The organism is Altererythrobacter rubellus (assembly GCF_030284385.1).
Taxonomy (GTDB): Bacteria; Pseudomonadota; Alphaproteobacteria; order Sphingomonadales; family Sphingomonadaceae; genus Erythrobacter; species Erythrobacter rubellus.
On sequence record NZ_CP127221.1, the window covers coordinates 2,051,517 to 2,075,821 of the forward strand.

Here is a 24,305-nt window from a genome sequence, read left to right on the forward strand (position 1 = left end):
TTATCCAAGCGACTTGCGCCTAATTCTTAGAGACCATCCGGTCCGCAGTCATTGCGAAGAAAGTCGAGCAACTTCGTATTGAACTGTTCCTGGTGGCTGTACATGTGTGTGTTCGAGAAGTGGTCCGCGCCATCAATCGTCATAAACTGCGCGTCCTTGCCCGCCTTCTCGATCGCCTTCTTATAATCCTCGAAGTGATAATACATCACACGGCGATCCTGTTTGGGATGTACCATCAGCAGCGGGATGCTTACATTATCGACCTCGTCGATTGGGTTGATACCGACAAGCCCACCGCGGGCCTTAGACCAATCGTCAAGCGCCTTAAATTGGGTATTGCGGCGACCATAATATTGCTTCTCCGCATCGGCGACTGCTGCACCAGCAATCGCGCATTGATAGAGTCCTGCCTTGTTCGTTGCGGCGTACAACGCAGCCTGGCCGCCGTATGACCAACCGAAAAAGGCAACACGATCCGGATCTACCCATCCAGCTTCAATGAGAGCTTTTACACCGTCGTCTTTGTCATCCTGCATAGCCAGTCCATGCTGGCCGTAGCCCGCATCGAAGTGACGCTGGCCCCAGCCGGTCGAGATCCGGTTGTTCGGGTAAAGCACCATGTAGCCAGCATTTGCCAACATTTGACCCCATTCATCGAACGAAACCATACCATTTACATGGGGGCCGCCGTTATGCTGAACCACTAGCGGATGTGGCCCCTCACCCTTCGGTACAGTTACGTAAGCAGGGATCTTCAGCCCATCGCGTGCGGTATACCAGATGAACTCAACATCATTGAGCTGATCCGGATTTATCAATGGGTTCCGGCTGCCCAATTTAGCGATCCCCGCCTCAGTTATGAGATAGTATGAACCCGGATCGCGCGGCCCGCGGTTTGTCACAATCATCCGTTTCCCGTCGCGTGATCGACTAGATACGCTGATTTGATGCGCATATGGAATTTGTTGCTCCAAAGCTTCGTAGAGTGCCTTTTCTTCCTCATCAAACCAGTGAGTTTCCATCCGCCAATCTGGATACATCGCACCGGCAAGGTGATCATTACCTGGTACGGAATGCAGACGAATGCCCATCACATCTGACGTTTCGGACTGGAAAAGCTTCTTGCCGAACTGCCCGGTGGTGAAGTCAAACTCCCACAGCGCAGCCTTATCTTCACCACGGTTATCGATCATGTAACCAATATTTGGATTATTTGGATCAAATCCAGCTAGCCCCATGAAACCGCTGAGCACGCGATAAAGGTTTTCGTGGTCATCATAATCATAGCGTTGATCGAGTTCTTTCCAGGAACTTTCGCCTGGCAATCTGTAGTAAGAAACCAGCTCGTTCGTACCTGGATCAACCGATTGAGAAAAACGCGGGTTCCCGGCGTTATCAAAGGTGATTGACGGGGTTTTCTCATTTCCCTTAATCTGGAGAGAACGTCCCCCCGTATTCAAATTGAATCGGTAGTACGCCTGCGGTCGAAATGCAGAAAAAGGATCAACACCAAGTCCATCGGAAACTGCACGGCCCTGAGATATCAAAATCGTATCTGGCTCGTTGGGTAGCAATTCGACAATTCCGAAGTTACCGTCGATATTATTGAATTTGTTCTCTTCGAGATTGTAAGAGAAACTCTTATAATCGCGGATGTCTGCTTCCGGCCGCGTCACACGGTCTCGATTTACCTGCCAGGCGGTGCCGAAAATGTGATTGTCTGTCACCCAGGACGCACTAATAATTTCCATGGGGCTCGCATTGAGGCGACGATAGGGCTGCGGATCCCCTGAGAGCAAATCGTCAGTCTTGTAGATTTCGAGAAGGTAATCACCTTCACGACTCTCAGTCTTGTGAACCAAGATGTGCTTTCCGTCGGGCGAAATCTGAACCGCATTCACAACGCTTCTCAGAGACCAGATTTCAACCGGAATTGTATCACTGGCAACTTGCGCGTTGGACTGCGCTTGAACGGTATCTGAGGTCGGAGACAGAAGTAGCGCCGCGGCTCCAACCATACCCGCGACCAAGGGGGATTTGATTCGCATCTTTCAACTCACTCAAAAGGATATTTGGACCAAGATCATGCTAAGAAGAAAAGGGCCCCGCCACAAGAGTGGCGAAGCCCTTTTTTTTGATTAGCTTAGCTTCTTTGCAACTAGAACTGATAGCTAAACGATGCGAAGATCTCACGACCATCGTAATCGTAACCATTACCGATCGCAACGTTGTTGATGGCAAGCACTTCGTCGCTGTCAACCAAGGGCGGTGCAGTGTCGAAGATATTGTCAACACCTACCAACAGGCTCCACTTGTCAGCGCTGTAGCGAATCGATGCAGTGTGCAGGAATTGCTCCTTCGCAAAGCCTACGTCACGGCAGAAGCGCCCATCTCCAGGTACGTTAGCCGTGCCGTTGCCGGTACATGTGTCTGAGAAGAAACCGGTACCAAGGCTACCAAAAGCATCGTCAAACTCGTCGATACCATCCGAGTCTTGCTCTACCTTGCCGGTGTAGCGCAACTGGTATGTCAACCTGAAATCACTGACGTCGGCGGTGAACGTCGCACGACCCGTCCATTTTGGCAGGCCGAACTCGCCGGCATCGTCGTCAAAAGTGACCGTGCCGTCATCATTCGTGAAGAGCGAGCTACGCTCCATCAGGTTGTTCGCACGGATATTAAGACCAAGGCCAACGTTCTCACCGAATAGCATGACATCTTTGCCAAAATCGGCGTTGAAGTCGATACCGCGAACACTTTCCTGATCAAGGTTAAGGAAGGCCGCCGCGACATTGCTGACTAGACCGCGGCCAGTTGGAGCTGTGTCAACCGAGATACGGTCACAGAACTGACTGCGCTGGCCATCATCCCGTGTGAAGCAGTCATTGACGATGAACTGACCCGAAGGTTCAACGATCGAGTCTTTCAGTTTAATGTCGAAGTAGGTCACACCAAGAGAAACGTCCCATCCGTCACCGAAGGTTTCTTCAAAGGAGAAGCCAGCTGTGATCGAACGTGAAGTTTCTGGATCGATGTCCAAGGTACCACCGGACGTGATCTCTGTGCTTGAGAATTGCTGAGTATTCAGCCCTTCAGGGTCGATACCCACCTGGGTTGGGTTACGACCTTCCCGGAGACAATTCTCAAGGATGGTGGGATCACGCTCATCGTCCTGTGCTTGATAGCCACCAGCAGCTGAATCAAAAGCCGCGTCGGGCACCGCGCAAGGATCAAAAAGTGTATTAAATCCTGAGAGACCAGCCAGGAAGTTCTCGCGCAGGTTTGGCGCGCGGAACGAGGTACCATAGGTCACACACAGAAGCAGCGCACTCACTGGACGCCAGCCAGCTTTTAGCGAGTAGGTGTAGTTGGTGCCGTAGAACTCTTCGTCGGTCAAACGACCAGCGATGTCGACGTTCAGCTCTTCGACCAGAGGTTTCGCCGCGATTAGCGGGATGCTGACTTCGCCGTAGAGCTCACGGAGAACCTTGCTACCCTGAGCACCTTGGTCAGAGAAGAACCCGAAGAAAAGGCCGTTGGAGGCCTGGAAGTTAGGATCAGTAGAAATCTTATCCTTACGCCATTCGCCACCAAACACGGCGCTGACTGGACCAGCAGGCAGCTCAAAAAGATCGCCCGTGAGAAACGCTGAGAAGAGCATCTGTTCGTAAGTCGTATCTACACGACGTTGATCAAACAGATAAGTACGCTCCGCAGCGCTTGCGAAGTCGCCAACTGCACCGGTCAGCACGCTAGGTGCGAACAGGTTTACGGGCACACAGCCTTGAGCAAGGTCAGGGGCGGCAAGGTCAGGATTGGCGAGGCCAGCAGTGTTACACTCACCGATCCATAGCGGCTCACCGAAAAGACCAAAAACGTCAACGCCGTTATCATAGTCGTCGGCAATACCGTCGCCGGTATTATCAACCACGCCATCACCGTCATAGTCTCCTGTCGGGTCAAGACCTAACGCCAGTGCAAGGCGGTCTTCACGGATGCCGTTACGGATCGAGAGACCTTCAGAGCGTGAGTAGACCCCGGAAACTTCCCATGTCCAACTCGAACCAAAAGCCGGTAGATCACCCTTAACACCAAGAACGCCGCGATACTGCTCTTGCGTCACATCAGTATTGTTCCGGTCGCCACGGATTGAAGCGATTGGAGTTGTTGGGAGCGTAAAGCCCGATGACAGAGCTAAAGAAGTACCCGTGAGCCCCTGCAGTTCGTTGTCGGCGGCACGGCAGTCAACACCGCTTCCAGTTATGAAGTTACACGGGTTAAACTGGTTGAGGTCTGGAACACTCGGGAAAATCTGAGGATAGCCCGTGTCAGTCGCCTTGATCTCTGCTCGTGAGTAATTCGCCTCGAAGAACGGTGTGATATTACCCGCTCCCGGGAAAGTATACTCACCATAGGCCATCACGTTGTAGAGCTTTTGTTCACTGAGGAACGTCTGCTCTGGCAATGCACCGTTGGTGTTCACGTTCTGGAAGTCAACGTCGCGGATACCATCGCCATCGGTGTCGAGATTAACGCCAAATGCATTAGAGGACTCACCATAACCCAAACCAGGGATGTTTGCGATATTGCCGTTGCCCGGGAAATAGACAGAGCCGAAACGTGCAAACGGCTGGAAAATACGGCCAGAAATGCCGCCAACCTTACATTCGGTCTCGGATACAGACACGCCGGGTGTACGATCCTGAACGATCGCATTGTCGCGCACACCCAATGTATAGATGTTACCGTCCTGGTCGACTTCAAGGTGAGTGTTACAACCATCGAAGAAATCGCGATCACGCAGACGGATTGCGTCGCGATAGTCATATTCGGCACCGATGCCGAAGAAGCCACGGTCTGTGTTTAGGCCGTAAGCAGCACTAATCGTGTAGTCTTCACCAGCGCCCTGTGGGTTTACATCGCCGCGTGCAAATAGTTCAAGGCCATCGAAGTCCTTGCGCAGGATGACATTACCCACACCAGCGACAGCGTCTGAACCATACACCGACGACGCACCGTCGAGCAGCAAGTCATAGCGTTCGACTAGCGATCCCGGGATCAAGTTAATCGAAGGGTTGGTCGGAGCGCCCTCCACGCCAGCTGGCGCGAGTCGGCGGCCATTGATCAAAAGAAGCGTGCGGTCAGCACCAAGGCCGCGTAGGTTCAGCGTTTGCGAGCCTGGACCGTTGTCCAGCACAAAACCCTGGAATGTCGCATCAATTTGCGTACCTGCAGCTGATTCATCACGCTGCAGGATCTGAGAAGGATCAAACAAGCCAACGTTATTGGATGCTTCCGTGTTGAGAACCTGAATCGGCGAAATACTGGTATAAGTATCGCGGCGGATACGCGAACCAGTAACAACGATGCCGCCTTGCGGCGCTTGCGCTGTCTCACCCTCTTCGGTGACATCAACGCTTTCCTCTTCTTGCGTTTCTTCACCGTCTGCATCCTGCGCTTGAGCAGGACCAGCGATTGCAAAGGCAATAGCCGAGGCTGAGAAGGCAAGGGCCTTCACTGAATTACTTTGGAACTTTTTCATGTTTACTCCAGTCGCGACAACTGGAACCGCCCCTATCTGACAGGGACTAAACAAATCGCTCTCACGATTTCTCTTAGCTTAGCCCCCTATAATCCCACAGGCACGGCCCCTTAGGATGCGGAACTAATGCGTTAGCGCTCGCGCGATGTCAAAGAGTAAGATCAAATTTTACAGAATTGTTGCGCGAATCACACATTACCGCTTTTGTGTGATTTTAAGTCCTCACAACGCGCATGACGATTCAACTTTAGTTCGGATATCAATCATCCAACCCAGATCTTTAATTCGCCATCGCCTTCGTCAACCTTGACGACGCTTCCATCTGGCACTTTCCCTTCCAGAATCATTTCCGCCAACGGGTCCTGCAAATAGCGCTGAACCGCGCGTTTAAGCGGTCTCGCGCCATAAACCGGGTCATAGCCGACTCTGCCGAGCCAACGCAGAGCAGCGTCAGTCAATTCGAGCTCGATCTTGCGATCCTCGAGCAGTTTACCCACGCGCTTGACCTGAATCTCAACAATCGGCGCCATATGTTCAGCCGCCAAGCGGTGGAACAGTATGATTTCGTCCAGCCGATTCAGGAACTCTGGGCGGAAATGTCCGCGCACAACGTCCATGACCTGAGGTTCGAAATCCTTGACCGTCTGGTCATCGGTCATTTGACTCAGATACTGACTACCGAGGTTCGAGGTCAGGATGATCAACGTGTTTGAGAAATCGACCACACGGCCCTGCCCATCGGTAAGCCGGCCATCATCGAGAACCTGCAACAGCACGTTGAAGACATCGCTGTGCGCTTTCTCGACTTCGTCGAACAGCACAACCTGATAGGGGCGGCGACGGACCGCTTCAGTGAGCACACCACCTTCATCATAACCGACATACCCCGGAGGTGCGCCAATAAGTCGCGCGACCGAGTGCTTCTCCATGAATTCACTCATGTCGATGCGGACCATCGCCTGATCATCGTCGAACAGGAATTCCGCCAGAGCCTTGGTCAGCTCGGTCTTGCCCACGCCCGTTGGGCCCAGGAACAGGAAGCTGCCAAGCGGGCGGTTCGGATCCTGCAAGCCGGCACGCGCACGTCGCACAGCTTTGGACACAGCCTCGATGGGCTGTTCTTGCCCGATCACGCGCTTGCCGAGCAGCTCTTCCATTTGCAGCAGCTTCTCGCGCTCACCCTCCATCATCCGTTCCATCGGGATGCCGGTCCAGCGCGCCACAACGCTTGCGATATCTTCTTCGGTCACCTCTTCGCGCAGCAGAGCATTCTCTGATTGCGCGCGTGCACCTTCCAACTCTTTTTCCAGTTCGGGGATCCGCCCGTAGGAAAGCTCGCCAGCCTTGGCCAAATCGCCTTCGCGCTGGGCTTGCTCCAGTTCAAGGCGCGCCGCATCGAGCTTTTCCTTGATCCGGCTTTCCGCATGGATCTTGTCACGCTCGTTCTGCCAGCGGGTGGTGAGCTCCGACGATTCCTGCTCAAGGTTCGCCAGCTCTTCGCGAAGAGTGACAAGACGATCCTTCGATGCATCGTCGCTTTCCTTGGCCAGCGCCGATTCTTCGATTTTCAGCTGGATAATGCGGCGGTCGAGATTCTCGATCTCTTCCGGCTTTGATTCCACTTCCATGCGGATGCGCGACGCGGCCTCGTCCATCAGGTCGATCGCCTTGTCGGGCAGGAAGCGGTTCTGAATATAGCGGTTCGAAAGCTGCGCAGCCGCGACCAATGCGCTGTCGGTAATGTTCACACCGTGATGCAGCTCGTACTTCTCTTTAAGTCCGCGCAGGATAGAGATTGTGTCTTCAACGCTCGGCTCATCAATATAGACCGATTGGAAACGCCGCTGCAGCGCGGGGTCCTTCTCGACATACTTCTGATATTCATCGAGCGTGGTCGCGCCGATGCAGTGCAGTTCGCCGCGGGACAGTGCGGGCTTGAGCAGGTTGGATGCATCCATCGAACCTTCAGAGGCCCCAGCCCCGATCAACGTGTGCATCTCGTCAATGAACAAGATGATCTGACCGTCAGAGCCCTTCACTTCATCAAGCACCGTCTTCAGCCGCTCTTCAAACTCGCCGCGATATTTCGCGCCCGCAATCAGCGAACCCAGGTCGAGGCTCATCAATGTGCGCCCCTTCAAGCTATCGGGAACATCACCGTTGGCGATGCGCAGCGCGAGCCCTTCGGCAATTGCGGTCTTGCCCGTGCCCGGCTCACCGATCAGCGCGGGGTTGTTCTTGGTACGACGAGCCAAGATCTGGATCGTGCGGCGAATCTCTTCGTCACGACCAATCACCGGATCAAGCTTGCCGTCGCGCGCAGCCTGCGTGAGGTCGCGCGCGTATTTCTTCATCGCATCGTACGCGCTTTCAGCATTCGCGCTGTCGGCCGTCTTGCCTTTGCGCAATTCATTGATCGAGTTTTCCAGTGCCTTGGGATCAAGCCCTGCTTGCTTGAGCGCCTGCCCGGCTTTTGTTGTTGTCGCCAACGTCAGCGCGGAAAGAAGGCGCTCAACCGTGACATAGGAATCGCCGGACTGCTCCGCGATCTGCTCTGCCTGATCGAGCACCCGCACCGCATCATTGTCCAAGCCTGGCGTTGATTGTGCGCCGCCGCCGGACACCGCAGGAATCTTGCCTAGCTCGGTATCGACCTCTGTGATCGCCACGCCCGGGTTGCCGCCCGCACGCTGGATCAGGCCTGCGGCCATGCCCTCTTCATCTTCGAGCAGAGCCTTGAGCAAATGTGTCGGCGTGATCCGCTGATGGTTCATGCGGATGGCGACGGTCTGCGCGCTTTGCAGAAAGCCCTTGGCGCGGTCAGTGAATTTCTCCAGGTTCATTGGTGATCCCTCAGTGAATTACCGCTTTCATGTAGTGTTGCTATTTTGCAACACAAGGCTCTTGGCCATTTTTCCGTAGGTCGGTGTGTTACCTGACTAGGTGGGTTTGGCAATCCGCATTGCAAGCCCCTGATCGCTACCATCAAACTTGATGGCTTGACCTGCGCGCGACTGACAGCGAGTGTCACGCCAAGAGCTGGAGAGAGATTTGAACATGAAATGGCTGTTACGCGGTGGCTTTACGCTGCTCGCATTGGTGCTTGTTGCTTTTATCGGACTCGCGACTTGGGAGCCGTTTTTGGCCCACCAAGGTAAAGCGCCTGATGGCGATCGTGAATACAGCGCCGAAATCATCCGCAGCGAATACGGCGTGCCGCATATCTACGGAAAGACCGACGCGGACGTGGCATTCGGTGTTGCGATTGCGCAATCGGAAGATGATTTCTTCACACTTCAGGATGTGATCGCCATGGCGCGTGGGCGCTACGGCGCAATCGCTGGCGAAGATGGCGCAGCAGTCGACTACGTCTATCACCTACTTGATGCGCGCGGCACAGCTCAGCGGCATTACGGCAGCTTGCCCGAGGATACACGCGCGCTGTTCGAAGCCTATGCCACCGGCCTCAACCAATATGCGCGAGACAACCCGGGCGAAGTAAAGCTCGCGAATCTCTTTCCCATGAATGGAGAGGACGTGGCAGCCGGCTTTGCGCTGCGCCAGCCGTTCTTTTTCGGGCTCAATAATGTCATCCAGCCTTTGGTAAGCGGCGATCCGCTTCGCCGCGAATTTGGCCCCGACATTCCCGGTTTCCCGCGTGACAAGAATGGAGATGTCATCGGGCCTGACTTCGATGGAGAACCTGCTGACGCTGCGGTCTTCACGCCATTCGGCAATGATGGTGCATTGAATGGCTCCAACGCTTGGGCCGTCAGCCCGGATAAATCCGGCGGGCCAACAGTGCTCATCTCCAACTCGCATCAGCCGCTGCGCGGCGGCGTTGCTTGGTACGAGTTGACCGTTGAGAGCGAGGAAGGCTGGCACTTCACCGGTGCGAACTTCCCCGGCTCACCCTTTCCATTCCTGGGGCACAATCGCCACTTGGGCTGGACCAACACCGTCAACCGCCCGGACATGGTCGACGTCTATGCCCTGGAAATGGACGACAGCGGTACGCGCTACATGCTCGATGGTGAATGGCGCGAGCTGGAAAGCAAGACCGTTACTTTGCCTGTCAAAATTGGGCCTGTGGTCTTGCCGATTCGCCGCGAAGTGCATCGCAGTGTGCACGGTCCAGTCATCATCAATGACAATGGCGCATTCGCGATCCGCTATGGCGGAATTGACAGGATCGATCAGCTGGACGCTTATTACCGCCTAAACAAGGCAACCAGCCTTGAAGAATGGCAGACACAGCTTTCACGTATGGCGATCCCCAGCACCAACTTCATCTACGCCGATGAAGCGGGCAATATCGCCTATGTCTACAACGCTGCAATTCCGGACCGCCCCGAAGATGCGGAGGCGAATTGGCGCGGCTTGGTTGATGGAACGCGGTCCAACCTGATCTGGCAAGGCGCAGTCGAATATGAAGAGATCCCCAAACTGATCAATCCATCCTCGGGCTGGCTCTATAACTCGAACAACGAGCCTTTCACTGCCGCGGGCGCATCGGACGATATCGACCGCGACAGCGTCTCGCCGATACTGGGTGTGGAGCTCAAGCAGACCAACCGCTCGCGCCGTGCATACAAGCTGCTTAGCGAGACCGAAGTGCTCGATCGCGCCAATCTGGAGCGGATCAAATATGACACCGCTTACGAACGCGAAGGTTATGTCGCGGAGCTGTGGGACGCCGTGCAAGCGCTCGATCCCGGCGAGGACAAAGATGTCGCCCAAGCGCGCGAACTGATGCTGAGCTGGGATTTCAAGGCGGACAATATCGGAGGTGCAGATGCGATCGCGCTACTGATGATCCGAGACTTCATGTCAGCCGAGTATCAGAACAAAGACTATCCCGATGTAGGTGAGAGCCTTGAGAATGCAGTGGATCATCTCAACACCCACTTTGGCCGGATCGATCCGCCGATGAGCGATTTGTTGCGCTTGCGCCAAGGCGATGTAGATCTGCCGCTTGATGGCGGCTCGGACACATTGCGCGCCTCAACCACCTGGCGCGTCGATGACGATGGCCGGTTGAGCCTGGTCCATGGCGACAGCTTCATTCAATGGGTCGAATGGCGAAAGGGTGAACGCGTCCATTCACAGTCGATCCAGCCTTTCGGTGCAGCGATCAGCCGCCCAGAAAGCCCGCATCACACCGACCAGATGGAACTGTTCGTGAATCATCAACTGAAACCGGTCCATTTTTGGCGCGAAGATGCGATTGCCAATGCTAGGCGGCGATATGTGGTTGAGTCCAACTGACAGCCATGTAAACAGGCGCAATGCCCCGCCCGGCGGCAATGGCCGGGCATACAGTTCAATTTAGGAGAATCCGATGTCCGTAGCAGGTACCTATAACACAACCGTCAAAAGCCCGATGGGCGATCAGAGCGGCACTCTTACCGTAACCGACAATGGCGACGGCACTTTCAGCGGCAACATGGCTGGCGCCATGGGCGCAATGGATGTTGAAGATGGCAAGATCGACGGCAACACCATCACCTGGAAGATGCAGATGACGGTCCCGATGCCGATGACGCTCGATTGCGAAGCGACAATCGACGGCGACACTCTGACCGGCAACGTCAACGCAGGTGCTTTCGGTGCAATGCCAGTTTCAGGCACACGCGCTTAAGCGATCAATTGTAGAAACAGTGAAGGGCCGTCGGAGCGATCCGGCGGCCTTTTCTATGGCCGATGATAATGTCGCAACTTGGGGTGGGAAGTGGACATTGCCAAAGCTGCTTCTACCCAAGCTTGTCTTTCAGGATCTGGTTCACGACCGCGGGATTGGCCTTGCCCTGCATGGCCTTCATGGTTTGCCCCACGAAGAAACCGAACAGCTTGTCTTTCCCGCCGCGATATTCTGCAACCTTGTCGGCATTGTTGGCGAGAATATCGTCAATCGCAGATTCAATCGCACCGGTGTCCGAAACCTGCTTCAAGCCCTCGCTATCAGCGATCTCGTCAGGCTCGCGCCCGGTCTTCAAGACGATCTCGAAGATCTCTTTCGCCTGACCGCCGCTAATCTCGCCCGCGTCCTGCATCTTCAGGATCGCAGCCTGACGCGCGGCGGTGGCATACTCGACATTGGCTTCGCCACCCAGTGACTTGATAACACCGGGAGCAACCGAAAGCGCCCAGTTCGCGACAGGAGTCGCAACAGCCTTCTCGTCCTTGCCGATTGCCTTCGCCGTTTCTGTCAGCAGCGTTTCAAACCGCGCGAATGTCTCAACCTCTGCGGTCAGTTCGCGCGCGTTGTAAGGCGTGAGACCCAGCTCGTTCTCATAACGTGCACGCTTGGCATCAGGCAGTTCTGGCAACGATGCGCGGCATTCCTCAAGGAAGTCATCTTCCAGCTCAAGCGGCAGCAGATCAGGATCGGGGAAGTAGCGATAATCATGCGCATCTTCCTTGGAACGCATGCTGCGTGTCGTACCGCTAGCGACATCGAACAGGCGCGTTTCCTGCACCACCGAGCCACCGCCTTCGATCAGATCGACCTGGCGATTCGCCTCATGCTCGATAACCTGCATCACGAAACGCACCGAGTTGACGTTCTTTGTCTCGGTACGCGTGCCGAATTCCTCGCCGGGTTTGCGCACAGAGACGTTCACGTCGGCACGCATGCTGCCCTCTTCCATGTTGCCGTCACAGCTGCCGACATAGCGCAGGATTGAACGCAATTTGCGCACATAGGCTCCGGCCTCAGCTGGCGAACGCATATCGGGTTTGGAGACAATCTCCATCAACGCCACGCCGCAGCGGTTGAGATCAACGTAAGACATAGTCGGGTGCTGGTCATGCATCAGCTTTCCCGCATCCTGCTCGACATGAATGCGCTCGATACCGATGATTTTCTCTTCCGGAATACCGGCCTTCTCGTCCGCGTCGAGAACCAGCTGCCCTTCGCCCACAATCGGGTGGTAGAGCTGGCTGATCTGATAGCCCTGCGGCAAATCGGCGTAGAAGTAGTTCTTGCGGTCGAAGCGGCTGTATTTGTTGATCTGCGCCTCGATCGCCATGCCGGTGCGCACTGCCTGACGGATACATTCCGCATTCGGCACGGGCAGCATGCCGGGCATCGCCGCATCGATCAGCGAAACTTGCGCGTTGGGCTCTGCGCCGAATTCAGTCGAAGCTCCGCTGAACAGCTTGGCATTGCTGGTGACCTGCGCGTGGACTTCAAGGCCGATCACGACCTCCCATTCGTCGGTGGCGCCCTGGATACGATATGTGCTCATAGGTTTTGCTCTAGATCGGGTGTGCTGCCAGTCAAGCGGGCTCTAGAACAAAATAGCCCTGATCGCCCTTGTCGCGGGCATTTAGCGCTTTGGCTTGTTCTTCGAAAGCGGAGATTTCCTGTTTTGTGAGGGGGAGCGCGTTCGCTGTGCCATCAAGGTTGTTGGACGGGATATCGCGCGCGCAGGTCTCACTCCACGCGAGTGACCAGCCGAGCGTGTCGGTTCCGTGCGCGATGCATTTGAGGGCAGCGCGGCCTGCGAGACTGACAAAGGCTTCTGGTGTGAAGAGGTACAAATGCCTTGGTGCATCAACCTGCGCCCAGTCCGCCCCGTATTTCGCCCAGATCTCGTCCTGCAACAGTGGCAACCGAACGAATATCTTGCCGCCGGGATTCAGACGCGCGCGCGCCGTCTCAAGTAGAGCCTTGAGATCGGGCGCATGCTCCAGCGAATGGTGCATGGTGATGCAATCGTTCTTGCGATCATGGCTGTTCAATTTGCCGCGAATGAGCGTGATGCCCAACGGCCGCCTGCCTTCGCGTGCCTGCGGCAGAAAGGCGTCGATCCCGGTCAGGTTCGCAAAACCGAGCTTGGCCAGTTTCTCGAGCCGTGCGCCCTCCCCGCATCCCACATCAAGGATCGCCGAATCGAATGTAAGCCTCGGTATCGTCGCAATCCATGGCTCGGCTCCGCGGCGGATACGATCGGTTATCCCTTATCCGCGTGGAAAGGCTTGCGGGTTGCCAACCAGTCCAACCGCCGCCCATCGCTTGAGCAGGTTCTTCCAGAGCGGATCTTCGCGGCGATTATTGAACGAGTAGTAGGTCTCGCTGGCTTAGAAGCGCCCAAGGTCTTCGGGGATGTCCGCGATCTGCAATGTCCCGCAAGAACCGCAACGGAAGTACTCAAACGCCTCGCGGGTCCCGAACATCATCTCGCGCGCTGTGATCCGTTCCGAGACTTCGTCAGCGCCGCAAATCCGGCACGCCATCGCTTAGCTATCGTCGATACGCCGCGCGGGCGTCGCATCCTTTGCGTCAGGCTTCTTGGCCTTGCCAGTGGTGTCGAACCGCGCTTCGCCATGCTCGACATTCCTGCTGAGCCATAGCGCGAATAGGCCTAGCAGCACGAAAGCGATCAGGAAGATGATGGCGAAGAGCATCGTCTTACCACCACTTCTCCGGCTTAGCCGCGAAGTTCGCACGCTGCTGAATCGCGAGGCCAGCGTTGAGCACTCCCTGCTCGTCAAACGGCTTGCCCACCAATTGAAGCCCCAGCGGCAGACCATCATCGGTCAGTGTCGCAGGTACGCTCATCGCAGGCAGGCCAGCGAGCGAAGCCGGTACCGCAAACACATCGTTCAGATACATTGTCAGCGGGTCTTCATTGAGCGAACCTAGCGGGAAACTCGGCGTTGGTGTTGTCGGCGCCAGGATCACATCGCATGTCGCCCAAGCCTCTTCGAAATCACGCGCGACCAGTGCTCGCACCTTTTGCGCCTGATTGTAATAGGCATCGTAGAAGCCTGCACTCAGCACATAAGTGCCGATCAGGATGCGACGCTTCACCTCGTCACCGAAGCCCGCAGCACGCGTAGCGGCATACATATCCTGAAGGCCCGCACCTTCGGGCAATTCGCGCAACCCGTAACGCACGCCATCGTAGCGCGCGAGGTTGGACGAAGCCTCTGCAGGCGCGATGATGTAATAGGCTGGCAGCGCGTATTTCGTGTGCGGCAGCGAGATATCGACGATCTCCGCGCCCGCATCGCGCAGCCATTCCTTGCCCTGCTCCCAGCTTTTCAGGATCGCCTCATAGGTGCCATCCATGCGGTATTCCCTGGGAATGCCGACTTTCTTGCCCTTGAGATCGGCTGAAAGCCCCGCTTCCCATGCGGGCACATCCATCTGCAGCGACGTGGAATCCTTCGGGTCAAACCCGGCCATGGCTTCCAGCATGATCGCGCAGTCTTCTACGCTGCGCGCCATCGGCCCAGCCTGATCAAGCGAGCTGGCAAAGGCGACTACGCCCCAACGGCTGCAACGCCCGTAGGTCGGCTTGATCCCGCAAATGCCGGTGAAGGCGGCAGGCTGGCGGATCGAACCGCCGGTGTCAGTGCCGGTTGCCGCTGGCGCTATGCGTGAGGCAACCGCGCTGGAAGAACCGCCTGACGAGCCACCCGGCGACATCGCGGCATTGCTGCCTTCTTTGCGCCATGGCGAATTGACGTTGCCGAAATAGCTTGTCTCGTTGGATGAACCCATCGCGAACTGGTCAAGATTGAGCTTGCCCAGCATGCCTGCACCAGCCGCCCAAAGGTTGGACGAAACAGTGCTTTCATAATCGGGCTTGAAGCCTTCCAGAATATGCGAGGCCGCGGTGGTCTGTACGCCGTGCGTGGCGAACAGATCTTTCATGCCGATAGGCACGCCGGCCATCTTGCCCAGGTCTTTGCCAGCCGCGCGGTCTGCATCGACTTTGTCAGCCGCAGCCAGAGCATGCTCAGGCGTGGTCACGATGAAAGCGTTGAGCGCCGCCGCATCCGCAACAGCCGCATTGAAGCTTTCCGCCACTTCGCGCGCGGTGAATTCGCCGCTCGCAACACCGTCGCGGATGTCCTTGACGCCAAGATCAGTAAAGTCAGCCATCACTCGATCACCTTCGGGACGCCAAAGAAGCCATGCTCTGCGGCGGGCGCATTGGCGAGCACATCTTCACGCTTGCCGCCGCCCGTCAGCGGGTCAGCGTCAACCACGTCATCGCGCAAGCGCAGCTTTTTCGGGATCACTGCGGTCATCGGCTCGATCCCGGTCACATCGACCTCGCCCAGCTGCTCGACCCAATCGAGGATGCCATTGAGCTCGGGCACCATGCGCTCGAGCTCTTCATCACCCATTTTGATGCGCGCCAAGGAAGCGATCTTGGCCACTGTTGCTTTATCTACGGACATAGCGTTTCCGTTAGCGGTGCGCTGGATCGCCTTCAAGCGCCCATTGCGCGGTTTAGGATGGAATCGAAACTTATGGCTGCGGCGGTGGTGGCGCGCCCGGCCCGCTCGGCCCTTGCGGCGGCATCATTTGTTGCAGCATCTGGATACGGCGCTCCGCATCTTGCCGGCTCATAAATTCGACCAGTTCGACTTCGAAATTGAGACTGGCTCCAGGTGGAATGTCAGAGCCCGGTGGCGGCGCATCACCATATGCCAGGTCCGCAGGAATATAGAGCTCGTAAGTGCCGCCCTTCTTCATCTGCTTCAGGCCTTCGTAAAAGCCATCGACCACTGCACCCTTTTCAACCAGCATCGGCACGCCATCAGGGAATATTCCCGGCGGGAACGGCGACGAAGAAGCTTCGTCGAAAATCGTCCCGTCATCCAACGTGCCTTTGTATTTGATGAAGGCCACGTCGCCGTCGGTAGGCGCAGCGCCTGTACCAGCGGTAATCTCAGTCACGGAAAAAGTCTTGGGCAGTGCGGCCCAGGCAATGCCCGCGCCCAGCAGCACGGCAGCAACCACACCAAGCCACAGTTTGGTCAGCGAGCCTTTGGCAATGGGCAAAATCGGAACGCGGGTGACTTCGGTCATGCAAGATAATCCTGATATAGTCTGTGTCTTCGCCGCTTACGCACAAGCAAAAGGGCGCGGAATCAATCCGCGCCCTGATGGCTTATCGCTGAAACCTATTCAAGCCGGAAAGCTTGAATAGGACGGCATTACTTTAGCCGTCGCGTTCCATACGCTTGCGCTCAAGCTTGCGAGCGCGGCGAACAGCAGCAGCCTTTTCACGGGCGCGCTTCTCGCTTGGCTTTTCATAATGGCGACGCAACTTCATTTCGCGATACACGCCTTCACGCTGAAGCTTTTTCTTAAGCGCACGGAGAGCCTGGTCGACATTGTTATCGCGAACCGTGATTTGCATAAATTCAAACACCTCACAAAAATGAGCCAGAGCCCGCATGCGCGCGAGATACCCCACTTGAAAATAAACGAAAATTTGGCCGAATCCGCAAACGGTCAGCAATCTCTAAGCGCGCTCTAGCCAAATCGGATACGAATGGCAAGTGCCTGAAGGGTTGCGGGAATACAACATGTGGCCTGCGTGCGATGATCCGTAGTCGGCGCTATGCAGGTGCGCCAAGCCTCGTTAAAGGGAGCCGCAATGAGCGCTTCACTCTCTCCCATTATGGCCAGCATCAACGTTGCCATCGGCGGCGCAATCGGCGCCGTGCTGCGTTATCAGCTTGGCCGCGGCATGACCGGATGGCTGGGTGCGCCAGTTGTTGGCGCGTTTCCGTTTGCTACGCTGGCTGCCAATGCAATCGGGAGTCTGCTGATGGGCGTGCTCGCGGGTTGGCTAGCGCGCCATGGCGGCGAAGGTAGCGTGGCTCCTGACCAGCTGCGCCTGCTCCTGGGAGTCGGCCTGCTTGGCGGCTTTACTACATTTTCTGCCTTCAGCCTCGAGATGGTGCTGCTGATCGAACGCGGACAATATCTGTTCGCGTCGCTCTATGTGATCCTGTCTGTTGCATTGGGCATCAGCGGGTTGCTCGTGGGGCTTAACCTGACGAGGCTCTTCTCATGAGCGAGCAGACCACCAACGCAGACCAGACGGTGCGCCAGTTCACCATAGGCGAAGACGATAATGGCATACGGCTGGATCGCTGGTTCAAACGCAATCTGCCGCAGATCGGCTTTGCCACGGTAAGCCGCTGGGCACGTACCGGCCAGATCCGCGTCGATGGCAAGCGCGCCAAACCCGATGATCGTTTGAGCGAGGGGCAAGTGCTGCGTGTGCCGCCAGGCGGCGAGCAAGCCCCCGGTGGACGAAAGCCGAAGCAGCACCGCGAGCTGAAGCCTGAGGAAATCGCCGAGGCCCATGCCATGGTGATTCGCGAGACCAAGTCCGCAATTGTGCTCAACAAACCTCCCGGCCTTGCGACGCAAGGCGGCAGCAAGACCAACAAGCATGTCGATGGCCTGCTTGATGCCTTTGTCGAAGACGATGACACCCCTCGCCCGCGCCTGGTTCACCGGCTGGACAAGGACACTTCCGGTGTGATCCTGATCGCGCGCACTCCAGGCAGCGCAGCAAGCTACTCCAAGCGATTCTCCGGCCGCAGCGCGCGCAAAGTCTATTGGGCCCTGATCGTCGGGGTTCCCGATGTGAAAGAAGGCACAATCGATGCCCCGCTCGCCAAGCAGCCGGGGAGCGGCGGCGAAAAAATGCATGTCGATCTGGAGAACGGTCAGCCTGCAAAAACGCGCTATCGCGTGGTTGAAACCGCGGGCAAGAAAGCGGCCTGGGTCGAGCTGGAGCCGCTTACCGGGCGCACCCACCAGCTGCGCGTACATCTGGAGGCGATTGGCCACCCGATCGTGGGCGACGGCAAATATGGCGGGCAAGACGCGTTTCTGACCGGCAGCATCAGCCGCAAGATGCATCTGCACGCCCGCCGCCTGGTCATTTCCGAACCCGGCGGCGGAAAGATGGATGTTACAGCCGATCTGCCCGACCATTTTTCAGCAAGTATGCAGCAACTGGGTTTCGATCTCTCGCTAAGCGATGCCGAGCCCCTGCGCGAAGATACGACCGAGCGCACCAAGGCCGAGAAGAAACAGGCCGCCCGCGCCCATGCCAAGCAATATCGCCGCAGCCAGCGCGGACCGCGCCGCGCGCGCGGAGACGCTGGCAAGTCTGGTAAGCCGCGCAAGCTCGGCAACAAGGGGCGCAAACGCTGATGCACCCGAATCCCAGTTTTCGCGGCGACAGCCCCGATCTGCATCGATCGCTGGTCGACGCGGTCGGTTTTGGCACAATCTTCCTTCAGACACCGGCCGGGCCAAGGGTAGCCCACTCTGCCCTGCTAGCGATGGATTCGAGCAAACTGCAATTCCATCTCGCACGCGGCATTTGGAAAGCAGCACCGCACTGGCCGTGGTCAATGGACCTGATGCCTATATATCCGCTATATTCGCCCGCTGGTACGCCGGCCCCGATCAAGTGCCGACGTGGAACTACATTGCGGTCGAGCTGGAAGGCAGCGTTCGCAAGCTTGATGACGCCGAACTGTTGCAGCAGCTTGAAATGTTGAACGATCACCACGAGGCTAAGGTCAAAGGCGGAATACCCTGGACCATGGACAAGATGTCAACGCGCCACCTGGACGGATTGGTGCGGAGCATTGTGGGCTTCGAATTGGAAATTGAAACGCGCCGAGAAACGGTAAAGCTTTCGCAGAACAAATCGGTTGAAGAGCGCGAGCGTGTTATCGCTGGCCTGGAACAACAAAATGCGGCCGGCATCGCGCAAGCGATGCGTAGGATTAACAAATGACGCGGCTCGCTGTCTTTGATTGCGATGGTACGCTGGTCGATGGGCAAGCCCATGTTTGCGATACTATGGCGCAAGCTTTTGCCGAAGCCGGGCTTTCCTTGCCTGATCGCAACGAGGTACGCCGTTCTATGGGCTTGAGCCTTCCCATGGCGGTCCGGCGACTGGCCCCCGAGATTGACGAGAACACTAATGCGCAGCTGGTTGCGGCCTACAAAGAAGCCTTCTTCGAGCGCCGTCTGCGCGGCGCCATTCACGAGCCATTGTATGAGGGCATTCGCGAGCTTCTGATCACGCTTCGGGAGGCGGATTGGCGGCTGGCCGTTGCGACCGGCAAATCCGATCGCGGTCTTCAGGCCTGCCTGGAACAGCACGGCCTGACCGACATGTTTGTATCCTTGCAAACCGCTGACCGCCATCCCTCCAAACCGCATACCGACATGTTGGATGCGGCGATCTTCGAAGCGGGGGTCGCGCCGCAGGACGCAGTCATGATCGGGGACACCACCTTCGATATCATCATGGCGAAGGATGCCAACGTTCGCTCGATCGGTGTCGCATGGGGATATCACGCACCGGAAGAGCTGCTCGAAGCGGGGGCAGAAGCGGTTGCCCGGGACGCATTGCATTTAGGGGAACTCGTGTGAGTGGGTTTGACGAGAGCAAAGCCAAAGAGCGCTTCATGCTGCTCAACCTTGTGCGTTTGGCGGGAATTTCGCTGGTTCTGATCGCAATCGCTTTCTCTCAGATGGACCCCAATGTTCCTGCAGCACTCAACATCGTTCTCAGTTTGACGGGAATGGGGATCTTCTTCTTCTGGCCGCGCCGGCTCGCCAGCCAATGGAAGTCCGAAGTCGAATGAAACGTTTTTACGAGAATGTCGATGTATCAGAGGTCGTTGATGCCGGCTGGCAAGTGACGCTCGATGGACGCGGGCTGCGAACAGTCAAGGGCACGCCGCAAATCGTGCCGACGCGCAAACTGGCAGAGGCTTTGGCGCGCGAATGGGCGGAACAGTCGGAAGACATTGATACGTCGCGTTTCGTTCATCGCGATCAGACCGATTTCGCGATCGATATGGTTGCCAACGATCCCGAAGAAGCAATCAGCCAGATCTTGAAGTACGCGGAAACAGACACGCTTTGCTATCGCGCTGACCCGGAACAACCGATCTTTGCACGTCAACAGGCCGTCTGGGAACCGCTGATCAAGCGGGTGGAACAAACCCATAGCATCAAGTTCACGCGAGTGAGCGGGATTGTGCACCGCCCGCAACCACCGGAAACGCTTGCGACCTTGAGTGATTTTCTGCGCGGCAGGGATCACTTTACCCTGGCCGGCATGCAAACCATGGCCTCGCTGGCCGCTTCACTCTGCATTCCATTGTTGGCTTTGGAGGATGGTGCGGAACCGATTGCTCTATGGCGCGCGGCAAGCCTTGAAGAAGAATGGCAATCGGATCTGTGGGGCCGTGATCAGGAAGCCGAAACGCGCCGGAGAAGGCGGAAAGAGGCGTTCCTCGCGGCTTGCGACGGGATCGGTCTGCTGAACGACTAAAGCGCGCTACTCGAGCCAGTCAGCAACTTGTCTGGCAACATCATTGGCCGCACTATTGAGCGCCGGACCGACTGAAGCAGCGTCAGCCAAGACCCCTGTTTCAATTGCTTCGAAACGTTGTTGTCTGACCACCCCGTCACTGTCCAACAGGGTCGCATCGAAACGCACAATGACCGCTGACTGGGTCGCATCATAGCCAAACTGCGACAGACTGCCGCGCATTTGCAAGCTGCCCCGCGCCGCTGGGTCGCCGCCCGCCAGAACCACACGTTCGCTTTGCGTACGAATGGTCTCTGCCAGCAAGCGACGGAACAATTGTGCAGGACGCTCGACCCACACTGCATCTTTCAGATAGGCCAGCGACGCATCGTCAATCTGGACGGGCACGCGGAGCACATCCAGCTCTGCCGGAACGACCGGCTCGTGAAGGGCAAGAGCCTCGCCGCGCGCAGCGCTGATCGCGGCACCAGCCGGAGCAGAGGTGGTCGGGGTCAAGGTCAGCAGGCTTTCCGGCGGTTCTGCGCCGCCTAAGTTTACACAGCCGCCTAGCGCGAGGCATGAGAGCAAGAGACCAGCCCGCAAGAATGCTACAGGCCGGCTTGAAGAAGTGATCATCGACTTGCCCTTTCTCATGGCTCGTAATCCGGCAAAGTTTGCCCGCCTATCACAGCAGCCGCGCCCTGGCTCTCAAGCCGCTCTGTCACCTTGCGCAATGCGCGGCTCGTTGCTTCCAAATCGCGCATTGTGGCTTCGGCGGCCGGGATTGTTGTTTGTGAAAGTTGTTCAGCTGCAGGCTGCGCCGCGTCCAGCGTTGCGGCCAAGGACGCTGATGCAGCATTAACAGATTCCAACGTGTTTCGTAGTTCCTTAGCCAGGGATCGGCCCTCGGAATTGATGACTTTGTCTGTCGATTCCATGACCCGTTCGAAACTGTCGAGCGCTTCGGCAGCTTCCTGAAGCGTAATCTCCAGCTGCGCCAGATTGGCATTTACCGCCGGGGCAGTCTCGGCAAAACTGGCGGTCATGGCGTTGGTATTTTCCAGGATCGCAGCAATCTGGTTCTGGTTGTCATCGTCCAACACTTGCGTGAGGCGCTCGGTCAGCGTCGCCAGCCTTTCCAGCAGCACTGGTGCAGACGCTAGCAATTCGCCAAAGCCGCCGCGCGCGGGCGGAATGACCGGGTTTCCATCGGGGCAGGCTGTCGTTGCACATGTGATCGGCGGCGCGTCGATACGTGCGCCATCAAGCAAAATTGTCGAGACGCCGGTAAAGCTCGCTTGAATGGTCGCCGTCGTCCCGACAAGCATTGGCACATCATCGCGCACCTTGATGGTAACTTTCACATACTCGGGATCCTGCTTCCAGAGCTCGATCTCGCTGACCTGTCCAACCGGCACGCCCGCGAACGAAACCTGGGATCCCTTGGCAAGACCAGCAACAGATTGTTCAAAGAGAATATCGTATTCATCGCTTGCGCCTTCGCCAATTCGCGCAAGCCAGACGATAAATGCAGCCAGCGTCGCAAGCAGCGCCAACGTGACCACGCCCACCCAGATATTGTTGGCTTTTGTCTCCATGCCTGCCCTTTATGCCTCGCTATCCGGTTGATTGTCCACGCTTGCACGCGAATTTACCCGCGGCGGCTTGCCATGCGATGCAGCCCTGCCGCGCGGGCCATTGAAGTATTCGTCGATCCACGGATGAGCTGTTTCCAGCAATTCCGGGATAGTGCCCACTGCGATAATTCGTTTTTCGGCAATCACCGCCACACGGTCACAAATCTCATAAAGCGTGTCCAGATCGTGGGTGATCAGGAACACAGTCAGGCCAAGCGTTTCTTTTAGCTCGCGCGTCTGCCGGTCAAACGCAGCCGCACCTATCGGGTCAAGTCCGGCAGTCGGCTCATCCAGGAACAGCAATTCGGGATCAAGCGCCAGCGCGCGAGCAAGGCCGGCGCGCTTCTTCATACCGCCAGAAAGTTCAGACGGAAATTTGTCGATCGCGTTCTCTGGCAGGCCTGAAAGAATGACCTTGTAGCGCGCAATCTCGCGGCGCAATTCAGGCTCTATGTCAGGATAGAACTGTTTGATCGGCACTTCGACATTCTCGCCCACGGTCAAGGTCGAGAACAGGGCCCCGCCCTGAAACAAGACACCCCAGCGGCAACGGACGCCCATGTCTTCATCGATACCCGCTTGTGTAATCGAATTACCAAACACCTCGATTTCGCCAGCCGCTGGTGTCTGCAAGCCGATAATCGCGCGCATGAGCACCGACTTGCCTGTCCCCGAACCACCAACCACGCCAATAATCTCACCGCGATTGACCTTGAGCGAGAGGTTTTCGTGAACGACATGTTCGCCGAAAGCGGTCTTCAGGCCCTCAACAACAATCGGATGCTCGCCGCGAAAACGTTCGTGCTGTTGAGGTTCGTGCTGGTTGAAAATGCTCATCCCCAACCAACCTCTGTGAAAAATACCGCGAAGAACGCATCAAGCACGATCACTGCAAAGATCGCACTGACCACTGCCATGGTTGTGCGCAGCCCGACTTCCTCTGAATTCCCGCGCACTTGCATGCCGTGATAACAGCCCGCCAGCGCAATGATCAGGCCGAAGACCGGCGCCTTGATAAGCCCAACCCACAAATCGTGGGTCGGCACGACCTCTTCGATGCGGGTCAGAAATGTCCAGAAGGGAATACCCAGCAACAGGACACCCACTACAGCGCCGCCGATGATTGCCATGACTGATGCATAAAAGCCCAGCAACGGCATCATGATGACAGCCGCCAAAGTACGCGGAATTACCAGAGCTTCGACCGGAGATATTCCGATCGTGCGCATCGCGTCGACCTCTTCGGTCAACTTCATCGTGCCAATCTGCGCGGCAAAGGCAGAGCCCGAACGGCCCGCAACCATGATTGCCGTCATCAACACGCCAAGCTCGCGCAGGGTAATCCGGCCGACCAGATTGATCGTCAGCGATTCAGCGCCAAATTGTTCCAGTTGCACCGAGCCTTGCTGGGCAATCACAATTCCGATCAAGAAGCTCATCAATCCGATGATCGGTAACGCGCTGACGCCAACCAATTCGATCTGGCGAACGAATGCCGTCCCCCGGAACCGGCTCGGTTTGCGCAACAAGTTCCAGACAGCAATCAATATCTGCCCTAGGAAATCGAGCACGCCTATGGTGCCCACCTGCGCTTTCTCGACCAACTCACCAGTCTTTGCGGGGATCGGTTGCCACCAGGCCAAACCCTCTGGTTCCTGATACTCACCGCCGCCCGCTGCCTCGACCGCATTGAGCAGCCGCCGCGCGCGCTCGCTTGCCCCGACAATTTCGGCCCCATGCGCCCGTGCGGTCCGGCAAGCAACCCATGCGCCGACCGTGTCTATCTCGCTCAAACCTGAAAGATCGATCTCGGCAATTTCTCCGCTCAACGCGTCAAGATCCTGATCAATCGCGCCAATCGAAGACACCAGATACGGCCCCGACAGCAACAAGCGCCGTCCGCCAGCTTCCCGCTCTTCAATGGAAAATTCGGCTCCGCCGCTCATGCGGTAAACTATGCGAGGAAAACGGTACGATAACAAGCGCTCTGTTGCGTCGCAGCGTATCAGC

Annotated in this window: 23 protein-coding genes; 8 read left to right on the plus strand and 15 right to left on the minus strand. The window is 56.9% G+C overall.

The features are described from left to right. Window positions 1-26 precede the first annotated feature (26 nt). The 3 genes from QQX03_RS10305 to clpB all read right to left on the minus strand — a co-directional run bounded on the left by QQX03_RS10305 (window position 27) and on the right by clpB (window position 8,385). Window positions 27-2,018 carry an alpha/beta hydrolase family protein gene (locus tag QQX03_RS10305; protein ID WP_285975646.1) on the minus strand — a complete coding sequence of 664 codons (1,992 nt, stop codon included), beginning with the start codon at window positions 2,016-2,018 and terminating at the stop codon, window positions 27-29. 140 nt (window positions 2,019-2,158) lie between these two features. Further along, a complete protein-coding gene (locus QQX03_RS10310) occupies window positions 2,159-5,542 on the minus strand; it encodes a TonB-dependent receptor domain-containing protein (RefSeq protein WP_285975647.1) in 3,384 nt (1,127 codons plus the stop codon). Window positions 5,543-5,805: 263 nt separating this feature from the next. Beyond that, entirely contained in the window at window positions 5,806-8,385 is a 2,580-nt protein-coding gene (gene clpB, locus QQX03_RS10315; RefSeq protein WP_285975648.1) for an ATP-dependent chaperone ClpB, read from the minus strand. Window positions 8,386-8,599: 214 nt separating this feature from the next. Between clpB and QQX03_RS10320 the strand changes: the two genes are divergently transcribed. Beyond that, entirely contained in the window at window positions 8,600-10,810 is a 2,211-nt protein-coding gene (locus QQX03_RS10320; RefSeq protein ID WP_285975649.1) for an acylase, read from the plus strand. A gap of 73 nt (window positions 10,811-10,883) precedes the next feature. Next, entirely contained in the window at window positions 10,884-11,183 is a 300-nt protein-coding gene (locus QQX03_RS10325; protein WP_285975650.1) for a hypothetical protein, read from the plus strand. Between the two features lie 112 nt (window positions 11,184-11,295). Here QQX03_RS10325 and gatB read toward each other — a convergent pair whose 3' ends face one another. From gatB to rpsU, 8 genes are all read right to left on the minus strand, one after another. Continuing rightward, on the minus strand, window positions 11,296-12,792 hold the full coding sequence (gatB, locus tag QQX03_RS10330) for an Asp-tRNA(Asn)/Glu-tRNA(Gln) amidotransferase subunit GatB (protein WP_285975651.1): 1,497 nt from the start codon (window positions 12,790-12,792) through the stop codon (window positions 11,296-11,298). Between the two features lie 31 nt (window positions 12,793-12,823). Further along, a complete protein-coding gene (locus QQX03_RS10335) occupies window positions 12,824-13,504 on the minus strand; it encodes a class I SAM-dependent methyltransferase (protein WP_349665861.1) in 681 nt (226 codons plus the stop codon). Window positions 13,505-13,627: 123 nt separating this feature from the next. Next, a complete protein-coding gene (locus tag QQX03_RS10340) occupies window positions 13,628-13,783 on the minus strand; it encodes a hypothetical protein (RefSeq protein WP_285975652.1) in 156 nt (51 codons plus the stop codon). Window positions 13,784-13,786: 3 nt separating this feature from the next. Then, window positions 13,787-13,954, minus strand: a complete 168-nt coding sequence (locus tag QQX03_RS10345; RefSeq protein ID WP_285975653.1) for a hypothetical protein — start codon at window positions 13,952-13,954, stop codon at window positions 13,787-13,789. Between the two features lie 4 nt (window positions 13,955-13,958). Beyond that, on the minus strand, window positions 13,959-15,440 hold the full coding sequence (gene gatA / locus QQX03_RS10350) for an Asp-tRNA(Asn)/Glu-tRNA(Gln) amidotransferase subunit GatA (RefSeq protein ID WP_285975654.1): 1,482 nt from the start codon (window positions 15,438-15,440) through the stop codon (window positions 13,959-13,961). Further along, the gene (gene gatC, locus QQX03_RS10355; protein ID WP_285975655.1) at window positions 15,440-15,742 is read right to left on the minus strand and encodes an Asp-tRNA(Asn)/Glu-tRNA(Gln) amidotransferase subunit GatC; all 303 of its coding nucleotides are present in this window, start codon (window positions 15,740-15,742) and stop codon (window positions 15,440-15,442) included. Before gatC ends, gatA begins: the two co-directional genes overlap by 1 nt. A gap of 70 nt (window positions 15,743-15,812) precedes the next feature. Further along, entirely contained in the window at window positions 15,813-16,376 is a 564-nt protein-coding gene (locus QQX03_RS10360) for an FKBP-type peptidyl-prolyl cis-trans isomerase (protein WP_285975656.1), read from the minus strand. A 133-nt stretch (window positions 16,377-16,509) separates the two neighbouring features. Further along, window positions 16,510-16,710 carry a 30S ribosomal protein S21 gene (gene rpsU / locus QQX03_RS10365; protein ID WP_285975657.1) on the minus strand — a complete coding sequence of 67 codons (201 nt, stop codon included), beginning with the start codon at window positions 16,708-16,710 and terminating at the stop codon, window positions 16,510-16,512. Between the two features lie 240 nt (window positions 16,711-16,950). On the opposite strand from rpsU, the gene crcB reads away from it, so the two are divergent. The 6 genes from crcB to QQX03_RS10395 all read left to right on the plus strand — a co-directional run bounded on the left by crcB (window position 16,951) and on the right by QQX03_RS10395 (window position 20,679). Continuing rightward, window positions 16,951-17,373 carry a fluoride efflux transporter CrcB gene (gene crcB, locus QQX03_RS10370; RefSeq protein ID WP_285975658.1) on the plus strand — a complete coding sequence of 141 codons (423 nt, stop codon included), beginning with the start codon at window positions 16,951-16,953 and terminating at the stop codon, window positions 17,371-17,373. Beyond that, complete coding sequence (locus QQX03_RS10375; protein ID WP_285975659.1) at window positions 17,370-18,530, plus strand: RluA family pseudouridine synthase; 1,161 nt, start codon at window positions 17,370-17,372, stop codon at window positions 18,528-18,530. The genes crcB and QQX03_RS10375 overlap by 4 nt, the downstream gene beginning before the upstream one ends. Before the next feature lie 172 nt (window positions 18,531-18,702). Continuing rightward, complete coding sequence (locus QQX03_RS10380; RefSeq protein WP_285975660.1) at window positions 18,703-19,125, plus strand: FMN-binding negative transcriptional regulator; 423 nt, start codon at window positions 18,703-18,705, stop codon at window positions 19,123-19,125. Next, window positions 19,122-19,769 carry an HAD-IA family hydrolase gene (locus QQX03_RS10385; RefSeq protein ID WP_285975661.1) on the plus strand — a complete coding sequence of 216 codons (648 nt, stop codon included), beginning with the start codon at window positions 19,122-19,124 and terminating at the stop codon, window positions 19,767-19,769. The genes QQX03_RS10380 and QQX03_RS10385 overlap by 4 nt, the downstream gene beginning before the upstream one ends. Next, the gene (locus QQX03_RS10390) at window positions 19,766-19,984 is read left to right on the plus strand and encodes a hypothetical protein (RefSeq protein WP_285975662.1); all 219 of its coding nucleotides are present in this window, start codon (window positions 19,766-19,768) and stop codon (window positions 19,982-19,984) included. The genes QQX03_RS10385 and QQX03_RS10390 overlap by 4 nt, the downstream gene beginning before the upstream one ends. Beyond that, window positions 19,981-20,679 (plus strand): ATP12 family chaperone protein, encoded by a 699-nt coding sequence (locus QQX03_RS10395; protein WP_285975663.1) that lies wholly within the window; start codon window positions 19,981-19,983, stop codon window positions 20,677-20,679. The genes QQX03_RS10390 and QQX03_RS10395 overlap by 4 nt, the downstream gene beginning before the upstream one ends. Before the next feature lie 6 nt (window positions 20,680-20,685). Here the strand turns inward: QQX03_RS10395 and QQX03_RS10400 are convergent, their stop codons facing one another. From QQX03_RS10400 to QQX03_RS10415, 4 genes are read right to left on the minus strand one after another with little or no spacing between them, the layout of a single operon-like run. Further along, window positions 20,686-21,294, minus strand: a complete 609-nt coding sequence (locus QQX03_RS10400) for an ABC-type transport auxiliary lipoprotein family protein (protein ID WP_285975664.1) — start codon at window positions 21,292-21,294, stop codon at window positions 20,686-20,688. Window positions 21,295-21,308: 14 nt separating this feature from the next. Then, on the minus strand, window positions 21,309-22,256 hold the full coding sequence (locus tag QQX03_RS10405) for an MlaD family protein (RefSeq protein WP_285975665.1): 948 nt from the start codon (window positions 22,254-22,256) through the stop codon (window positions 21,309-21,311). Between the two features lie 9 nt (window positions 22,257-22,265). Then, window positions 22,266-23,132, minus strand: coding sequence for an ABC transporter ATP-binding protein (locus QQX03_RS10410; protein WP_285975666.1), 867 nt, complete (start codon window positions 23,130-23,132; stop codon window positions 22,266-22,268). After that, window positions 23,129-24,241, minus strand: a complete 1,113-nt coding sequence (locus tag QQX03_RS10415) for an ABC transporter permease (protein WP_285975667.1) — start codon at window positions 24,239-24,241, stop codon at window positions 23,129-23,131. The genes QQX03_RS10410 and QQX03_RS10415 overlap by 4 nt, the downstream gene beginning before the upstream one ends. Window positions 24,242-24,305 lie beyond the last annotated feature (64 nt).

Bases quoted from the DNA above. Each gene is read 5' to 3' on its own strand.
- QQX03_RS10340 (WP_285975652.1), bottom strand. From the start codon at position 13,783: ATGGCGTGCCGGATTTGCGGCGCTGACGAAGTCTCGGAACGGATCACA.
- clpB (WP_285975648.1), bottom strand. From the start codon at position 8,385: ATGAACCTGGAGAAATTCACTGACCGCGCCAAGGGCTTTCTGCAAAGC.
- gatB (WP_285975651.1), bottom strand. From the start codon at position 12,792: ATGAGCACATATCGTATCCAGGGCGCCACCGACGAATGGGAGGTCGTG.
- QQX03_RS10325 (WP_285975650.1), top strand. From the start codon at position 10,884: ATGTCCGTAGCAGGTACCTATAACACAACCGTCAAAAGCCCGATGGGC.
- QQX03_RS10385 (WP_285975661.1), top strand. From the start codon at position 19,122: ATGACGCGGCTCGCTGTCTTTGATTGCGATGGTACGCTGGTCGATGGG.
- QQX03_RS10360 (WP_285975656.1), bottom strand. From the start codon at position 16,376: ATGACCGAAGTCACCCGCGTTCCGATTTTGCCCATTGCCAAAGGCTCG.
- QQX03_RS10345 (WP_285975653.1), bottom strand. From the start codon at position 13,954: ATGCTCTTCGCCATCATCTTCCTGATCGCTTTCGTGCTGCTAGGCCTA.
- gatA (WP_285975654.1), bottom strand. From the start codon at position 15,440: ATGGCTGACTTTACTGATCTTGGCGTCAAGGACATCCGCGACGGTGTT.
- crcB (WP_285975658.1), top strand. From the start codon at position 16,951: ATGAGCGCTTCACTCTCTCCCATTATGGCCAGCATCAACGTTGCCATC.
- QQX03_RS10395 (WP_285975663.1), top strand. From the start codon at position 19,981: ATGAAACGTTTTTACGAGAATGTCGATGTATCAGAGGTCGTTGATGCC.
- rpsU (WP_285975657.1), bottom strand. From the start codon at position 16,710: ATGCAAATCACGGTTCGCGATAACAATGTCGACCAGGCTCTCCGTGCG.
- QQX03_RS10305 (WP_285975646.1), bottom strand. From the start codon at position 2,018: ATGGTTGGAGCCGCGGCGCTACTTCTGTCTCCGACCTCAGATACCGTT.
- QQX03_RS10375 (WP_285975659.1), top strand. From the start codon at position 17,370: ATGAGCGAGCAGACCACCAACGCAGACCAGACGGTGCGCCAGTTCACC.
- QQX03_RS10410 (WP_285975666.1), bottom strand. From the start codon at position 23,132: ATGAGCATTTTCAACCAGCACGAACCTCAACAGCACGAACGTTTTCGC.
- QQX03_RS10320 (WP_285975649.1), top strand. From the start codon at position 8,600: ATGAAATGGCTGTTACGCGGTGGCTTTACGCTGCTCGCATTGGTGCTT.
- QQX03_RS10310 (WP_285975647.1), bottom strand. From the start codon at position 5,542: ATGAAAAAGTTCCAAAGTAATTCAGTGAAGGCCCTTGCCTTCTCAGCC.
- QQX03_RS10400 (WP_285975664.1), bottom strand. From the start codon at position 21,294: ATGATCACTTCTTCAAGCCGGCCTGTAGCATTCTTGCGGGCTGGTCTC.
- QQX03_RS10405 (WP_285975665.1), bottom strand. From the start codon at position 22,256: ATGGAGACAAAAGCCAACAATATCTGGGTGGGCGTGGTCACGTTGGCG.
- QQX03_RS10415 (WP_285975667.1), bottom strand. From the start codon at position 24,241: ATGAGCGGCGGAGCCGAATTTTCCATTGAAGAGCGGGAAGCTGGCGGA.
- gatC (WP_285975655.1), bottom strand. From the start codon at position 15,742: ATGTCCGTAGATAAAGCAACAGTGGCCAAGATCGCTTCCTTGGCGCGC.